The 6943-nt window shown below is 72.5% G+C and carries 7 protein-coding genes; all 7 read left to right on the plus strand.

Annotation, left to right across the window (positions count from 1 at the left end; genetic code table 11):
- On the plus strand, window positions 1-516 hold a 516-nt coding region (locus tag CCN56_RS31755), incomplete at its 5' end, for a GH36 C-terminal domain-containing protein (protein WP_143664683.1).
- 153 nt (window positions 517-669) lie between these two features.
- Window positions 670-1521: a fumarylacetoacetate hydrolase family protein gene (locus CCN56_RS31760; protein ID WP_086831350.1), complete on the plus strand. Its 852-nt coding sequence runs from the start codon at window positions 670-672 to the stop codon at window positions 1519-1521.
- Between the two features lie 11 nt (window positions 1522-1532).
- Window positions 1533-2870, plus strand: a complete 1338-nt coding sequence (locus tag CCN56_RS31765) for an L-fuconate dehydratase (protein WP_086831351.1) — start codon at window positions 1533-1535, stop codon at window positions 2868-2870.
- A complete protein-coding gene (locus tag CCN56_RS31770) occupies window positions 2867-3622 on the plus strand; it encodes an SDR family NAD(P)-dependent oxidoreductase (RefSeq protein ID WP_086831352.1) in 756 nt (251 codons plus the stop codon). Before CCN56_RS31765 ends, CCN56_RS31770 begins: the two co-directional genes overlap by 4 nt.
- Window positions 3623-3702: 80 nt before the next feature.
- Window positions 3703-4695: an aldo/keto reductase gene (locus CCN56_RS31775; RefSeq protein ID WP_086831353.1), complete on the plus strand. Its 993-nt coding sequence runs from the start codon at window positions 3703-3705 to the stop codon at window positions 4693-4695.
- On the plus strand, window positions 4695-5435 hold the full coding sequence (locus CCN56_RS31780; RefSeq protein ID WP_086831354.1) for a (Fe-S)-binding protein: 741 nt from the start codon (window positions 4695-4697) through the stop codon (window positions 5433-5435). The genes CCN56_RS31775 and CCN56_RS31780 overlap by 1 nt, the downstream gene beginning before the upstream one ends.
- Complete coding sequence (locus CCN56_RS31785; protein WP_086831355.1) at window positions 5432-6886, plus strand: lactate utilization protein B; 1455 nt, start codon at window positions 5432-5434, stop codon at window positions 6884-6886. Before CCN56_RS31780 ends, CCN56_RS31785 begins: the two co-directional genes overlap by 4 nt.
- The last annotated feature ends 57 nt before the right edge of the window (window positions 6887-6943 follow it).

The raw sequence follows: 6943 nt of genomic DNA on the forward strand, positions 1-6943 counted from the left end.
ATCCAGAACGGCTTCTCCCAGCTGTTCCCCGCCCAGGCCATGGCCGCGTGGGTCACGGACAGCCCCAACCCCACCACCGGCCGAAGCACTCCGCTGCGCTTCCGCTTCCACGTCGCCATGGCCGGAGCGCTGGGGATCGGAGGGGACCTGACGTCCTGGTCCGACGAGGAGCTGGAGGAGGCCGCCGAACTCGTCGCGTTGTACAAGCGGATCCGCCCGCTCGTCCAGCGAGGACACCAGCACCGCGTCGGCCCGGGCGGCCCGGTGAGTGCCGTCCACTACGCCGCGCCTGACGGCGACGAACACGTCGTCCTCGTATGGCGCCCCACCACTCGCTTCGGCCGGCGCCCCGCCCTGGTCCAGCTGCCCGCCCTCGACCCGAAGGCACGCTACCTGGACGAAGACCTGAAGGTCGTGCACAGTGGCGCCGTCCTGGCCCGCCAGGGCCTCGACCCGCGTCTTCCTGCCGGCGACTACGCCAGCAACGTGGTCCGGCTCCGCCGCGTGGGCCCCTGAGTCTCGCGACCTCCGCACCTGCCCTCGACGCGCTTGGACGCCGGCGAACCGCGCGGCGTCCGCCCCCACTCGCCTGTCCGGCGTCCGTTCGCACGCCGGCCGCCCGGCTCTCGCCACCAGTCATCCTCCGCAGTCCGGAAGGACCCTCGCACCATGAAACTGCTCCGGCTCGGACCCCAGGGACACGAGCGGCCCGCACTCCTCACCGACGACGGAGAAGTGCGTGACCTGTCCGCGCTGACCCCCGACATCGACGGCGCGTTCCTCGCCTCCGACGGTGTGGACCGCGTCCGCGCCGCGCTCGCCGCCGACACGTTGCCGGCGCTCGACCCGGCGGGTCTGCGGGTCGGCGCGCCGGTCGCCCGGCCCGGGAAGGTCGTCTGCGTCGGGCTGAACTACCGCGACCACGCGGAGGAGACCGGCGCCCCCGTCCCGAAACGGCCGGTGGTGTTCATGAAGGACCCGTCGACTGTTGTCGGGCCGTACGACCAGGTGCTCATCCCGCGCGGCTCGGTGAAGACCGACTGGGAGGTGGAGCTCGCCGTCGTCATCGGCCGCGAGGCCCGCTACCTGGACTCGCCGGCCGAGGCGGCGGCGTGCGTCGCGGGATACGCGATCAGCAACGACGTCTCCGAGCGGGAGTTCCAGCTCGAATACTCCGCGCAGTGGGACCTCGGCAAGTCCTGCGAGACCTTCAACCCGCTGGGTCCGTGGCTGGTCACCACAGACGAGGCCGGCGACCCGCAGGCACTCGGCCTCCGTCTGTCGGTCAACGGCGTGGCGCGGCAGAACGGCACCACCAAGAACATGATCTTCGGCGTCGCCCACATCGTCTGGTACCTGAGCCAGTACATGGTGCTCCACCCCGGCGACGTCATCAACACCGGCACCCCGGCCGGCGTGGCCCTGGGCCTGCCCGGCGCCCCCTACCTGCGCGCGGGTGATGTGGTCGAGCTGTCCATCGACGGGCTCGGCACCCAGCGGCAGACGTTCGAGAACGCGTGAAAGGCACTCCGTTGACCGCATCCACCGCGCGGATCACCGCTGTCGACACCTACGACATCCGCTTCCCCACCTCGCGCGAGCTCGACGGCTCCGACGCGATGAACCCCGACCCCGACTACTCCGCCGCCTATCTGGTGCTGCGCACCGACGCGGGCGACGGTCTGGAGGGCCACGGCTTCGTCTTCACCATCGGACGCGGCAACGACGTGCAGGTCGCCGCGATCGACGCCCTGCGCGCACACGTCCTCGGCCGGCCGGTCGATGTGCTGTGCGCGGACCCCAGCTCGCTGCACCGCGACCTGATCGGCGACAGCCAACTGCGCTGGCTGGGCCCGGAGAAGGGCGTGATGCACATGGCCATCGGCGCCGTGACCAACGCCGTGTGGGACCTGGCCGCCAAGCGCGAGGGCAAGCCGCTGTGGCGGCTCCTCACGGACGCCGAGCCCGAGTGGCTGGTCTCCCAGGTCGACTTCCGGTACCTCACCGACGCGCTCACCCCCGCCGAGGCGCTGAACCTGCTCCGCAGGGGCAAGGAGGGCGCGGCCGCCCGGGCCGAGCGGCTGCGCGAGCGGGGTTATCCGGCGTACACCACCTCGCCGGGCTGGCTGGGCTACTCGGACGAGAAGCTCACGCGGCTCGCGAAGCAGGCGGTGGCGGACGGTTTCACGCAGATCAAGCTGAAGGTCGGCGCCGATCTGGAGGACGACATCCGCCGCTGCCGTACCGCCCGCGCGGCGGTGGGGCCTGACATCCGGGTGGCGATCGACGCCAACCAGCGCTGGAACGTGGCCGAGGCGATCGAGTGGACCCGCGCGCTGGCCGAGTTCGACCCGTACTGGATCGAGGAGCCCACCAGCCCCGACGACATCCTCGGCCACGCCGCGATCCGGGACGGTGTGCTGCCGGTCAAGGTCGCCACCGGCGAGCACGTGCAGAACCGGATCGTCTTCAAGCAGCTCCTCCAGGCCGGCGCCATCGACGTGCTCCAGCTGGACGCCGCCCGGGTCGGCGGCGTGAACGAGAACCTCGCGATCCTGCTGCTCGCCGCCAAGTTCGGCGTCCCGGTCTGCCCGCACGCCGGCGGCGTGGGCCTGTGCGAACTCGTCCAGCACCTGTCGATGTTCGACTACGTGGCCCTCTCCGGCACCACCGAGGACCGCGTGATCGAGTACGTGGACCACCTCCACCAGCACTTCCTGGACCCCGTGGTGATACGCGACGGCCACTACGCCGCGCCGCTCGCCCCCGGCTTCTCCGCCACCATGCGGGCGGAGTCCATCGCCGAGTACCGCTACCGGGACGGAACGTTCTGGGTCGCCGACCGCACCGGACAGGAGAATGCGGCATGACCGAGCTGTCAGGCCTCAGGGCCGTCGTCACCGGCGGCGCCTCCGGCATCGGACTGGCCACCGCCCGGCTGCTCGCCCAGCGCGGCGCACGGGTCGCCGTCCTGGACCTGGCGCCGGAAGGGGTCGCCGCGCCGCTCCTCGGCTTCACGGCCGACGTGTCCGACGACCTCTCCGTGTGCGCCGCCGTCCAGGAGGCCGCCGAGACCCTCGGCGGCATCGACATCCTGGTCAACAACGCGGGCATCGGCGCGGTCGGCACGGTCGAGGACAACGACGACGCACAGTGGCACCGCGTCCTGGACGTCAACGTGCTCGGCATCGTCCGCACCACCCGGGCAGCCCTCCCCCATCTGCGCCGCTCGGGCGCCGCGTCGGTGGTCAACACCTGCTCCATCGCCGCCACCGCGGGACTGCCGCAGCGCGCGCTGTACTCGGCGAGCAAGGGAGCGGTCCTCTCCCTCACCCTCGCCATGGCGGCCGACCACGTCCGCGAGGGCATCCGGGTCAACTGCGTCAACCCCGGCACCGTCGACACCCCATGGGTCGGCCGGCTCCTCGGCCAGGCGGCCGACCCGGCCGCCGAACGCGCCGCGCTCGACGCCCGCCAGCCCACCGGCCGGCTCGTCGCCGCCGACGAGGTCGCCGCCGCCATCGCCTACCTCGCCTCCCCGGCCGCGGGCAGCGTCACCGGCACCGCACTCGCGGTGGACGGCGGCATGGCCGGCCTGCGCCTGCGCCCCTCCGCAGGCTGACCCACCCCCCAGCACCCGGCCGGGCGCGGCCCCCCGACGACACCGCGCCCGGCCGGGCACCACAGCGAGAGGCACCACCCGTGCGCAGCACACCCCTCGGGACCGGCACCACCCCGGTCACCGAGCTCTCCCTGGGCGCCGCACCGCTCGGCAACCTGTTCCGCCCGGTCACCGACGAGGACGCCACCGCGACCGTCGACGCCGCCTGGACAGCGGGCATCCGGACCTTCGACACCGCCCCGCACTACGGCCTGGGCCTGTCCGAACGACGCCTCGGCGCCGCCCTGCGCGACCGGCCGCGCGAGCAGTACACCCTCTCCACCAAGGTCGGCCGGCTGCTCCGGCCGCGTGCGGAGGCGACGGGCGACGACCTGGCCGACGGTTTCGCCGTCCCGGCGACCCACGAGCGGGTGTGGGACTTCAGCGCCGACGGCGTCCGCAGGAGCCTGGAGTCCAGCCTGGAGCGGCTGGACCTGGACCGGATCGACATCGCCTACCTGCACGATCCTGACGACCACGCCGAACAGGCCCTGTCCGAGGCGTATCCCGCGCTGGAGGCGCTGCGCGCGGAAGGAGTCGTGGGCGCGATCGGCATCGGCATGAACCAGGCGGAGATGCCGGCACGCTTCGTCCGCGAGACCGACATCGATGCCGTTCTGCTGGCCGGCCGCTACAGCCTGCTCGACCAGCGCGGGCTCACGGAACTCCTGCCGGTGGCGGCCGAGCGCGGCGTGAGCGTGGTCGTCGGCGGCGTCTTCAACTCCGGGCTGCTCGCCGATCCCCGCCCCGGCGCCACCTTCGACTACGCCACCGCGCCCGACGCACTCGTGACCCGGGCTCTGGAGCTCCAGGCCGTGTGCGAGCGCCATGGGGTGCCGCTGCGCGCCGCCGCCCTGCGCTTCCCGTTCGGGCACCCCGCCGTCGCGAGCGTCCTCGTCGGATCCCGCAGCGCTGCAGAAGCCGCGGACGCTGCCCTCATGCTCCGCATCCGGGTGCCGGACGCCCTGTGGGCGGATCTCAAGGAGCTCGGCCTGCTCGCCGTGGACGTCCCGACCCCGAAGGAGGAGTACTGATGCACATCGCCCTGTTCATCACCTGCTTCAACGACACCCTCTTCCCCGGCACCGGGCGGGCCGTGGTGAGCGTCCTGGAACGACTGGGCCACACCGTCGACTTCCCGCAGGAGCAGACCTGCTGCGGGCAGATGCACTTCAACACCGGATACCGCCCCGAGGCCATGCCGCTGGTCTCGCGCTTCGCCCGGACCTTTGCCGACTACGACGCCGTGGTCGCCCCGTCCGCCTCCTGTGCCGGGATGGTCAAAGAGAACCATCCGCTCTTGGCTGAGCGACACGGAGACGCCGTCCTCCAGCGCCAGGTGGACGAACTACTGCCCCGCGTGCATGAGTTCACGAAATTCCTCACCGATGTCCTTGGCGTCACGGACGTCGGCGCCCGCTTCCCGCACCGGGTGGCCTACCACCCCACCTGCCACAGCCTGCGCGGCCTGCGTCTGGGCGACCGGCCGCAGCGCCTGCTGCGCGCGGTCAAGGACCTCGAACTCGTCGACCTGCCGGCCGCCGACTCCTGCTGCGGCTTCGGCGGCACCTTCGCGGTGAAGAACGCCGACACGTCCAACGCGATGCTCGCCGACAAGACCGCCGCCGTCCGCGTCGGCGGCGCCGAGGTGCTGTGCGCCGCCGACAACTCCTGCCTGATGCACATCGGCGGCGGACTGGCCCGCCAGGGCTCCGCCGTCCGCACCATGCACCTGGCGGAGATCCTGGCGAGCACCGAAGGAGACACGTGGTGAGCGATCTCCAGAGCCGGGGCGTGGTCTGGCTGGGCTCCCCGGCCTTCCCCGACGCCGCCCGCACCGCCCTCGCGGACGGGCAGTTGCGCGCGAACCTCAAGCGGGCCACCGGCACCATCCGCGACAAGCGGCTCGCGGTGGCCTCCGAGCTGGACGACTGGGAGGCGCTGCGCGAGACAGCGGCCGCGATCAAGCAGCGCGTCTCGCGCCACCTGCACCATTACCTGCTGGAGCTGGAGGCCTCGGTCACCGCCGCGGGCGGCACCGTCCACTGGGCGTCCGACGCGGCCGAGGCCAACCGGATCGTCACCGGCCTCGTCCGGGCCACCGGCGAGTCGGAGGTCGTGAAGGTCAAGTCGATGGCCACGCAGGAGACCGGCCTCAACGAGGCGTTGGCCGAGGCCGGCATCACCGCCTACGAGACGGACCTGGCCGAGCTGATCGTCCAGCTCGGCGACGACCGGCCCTCGCACATCCTGGTGCCCGCCATCCACAAGAACCGCACCGAGGTCCGCGACCTGTTCGCCGCGGAGATGGCCCGCTGGGGCCGCCCGGCACCGGACGGCCTCACCGACGCCCCAGCCGATCTCGCCGAGGCCGCCCGGCTGCACCTGCGGGAGAAGTTCCTCACCGCGAAGGTCGCCGTCTCCGGTGCCAACTTCGCCTGCGCCGACACCGGAACCGTCGTCGTGGTGGAGTCCGAGGGCAACGGGCGGATGTGCCTGACCCTGCCCGAGACCCTGATCACCGTCATGGGCATCGAGAAGGTGATCCCCAGCTGGCAGGACCTGGAGGTCTTCCTGCAGCTGCTGCCGCGGTCGTCGACGGGCGAGCGGATGAACCCGTACACCTCCACCTGGACCGGCACCACCGACGGCGACGGACCGCAGGCCTTCCACCTCGTCCTGCTGGACAACGGCCGCACCGACACCCTCGCCGACACCACCGGCCGCCAGGCCCTCGCGTGCATCCGCTGCTCCGCCTGCCTCAACGTCTGCCCCGTCTACGAACGCACCGGCGGCCACGCCTACGGCTCGGTCTACCCCGGCCCCATCGGCGCCGTCCTCACCCCCCAGCTCGTCGGCATCGAACACGCCGCCTCCCTGCCCTTCGCCTCCACCCTGTGCGGCGCCTGCTACGACGCCTGCCCCGTCAAGATCAACATCCCGGAGGTCCTCGCCCACCTCCGCGCCGAGGCCGTCGAAACCAAGGGAGGCACCTCCGCCGAGGCACTGGCCATGAAGGCGGCCGCCACCGTCCTCGACTCACCCCGCCTGCTGGCCGCCGCGCAACGCGCCGCCGCCCTCGGCGGCCGGGTGCTCGGGCGGGACGGCCGCATCGGCCGCCTGCCGGGCCCGCTCAGCGGCTGGTCCGACACCCGCGACACCCCGGCCCCACCCGCGGAGTCCTTCCGCGCCTGGTGGCGCAAGAACCGAAAGGAACAGCCGTGAGCAGCCGTGAGGCGGTCCTCGCCCGGATCCGCGCGGCCCTCGCCGACGTCCCGGCCG

This window comes from Streptomyces sp. NRRL B-24572 (assembly GCF_002156145.1).
Lineage (GTDB): Bacteria > Actinomycetota > Actinomycetes > Streptomycetales > Streptomycetaceae > Streptomyces > Streptomyces vietnamensis.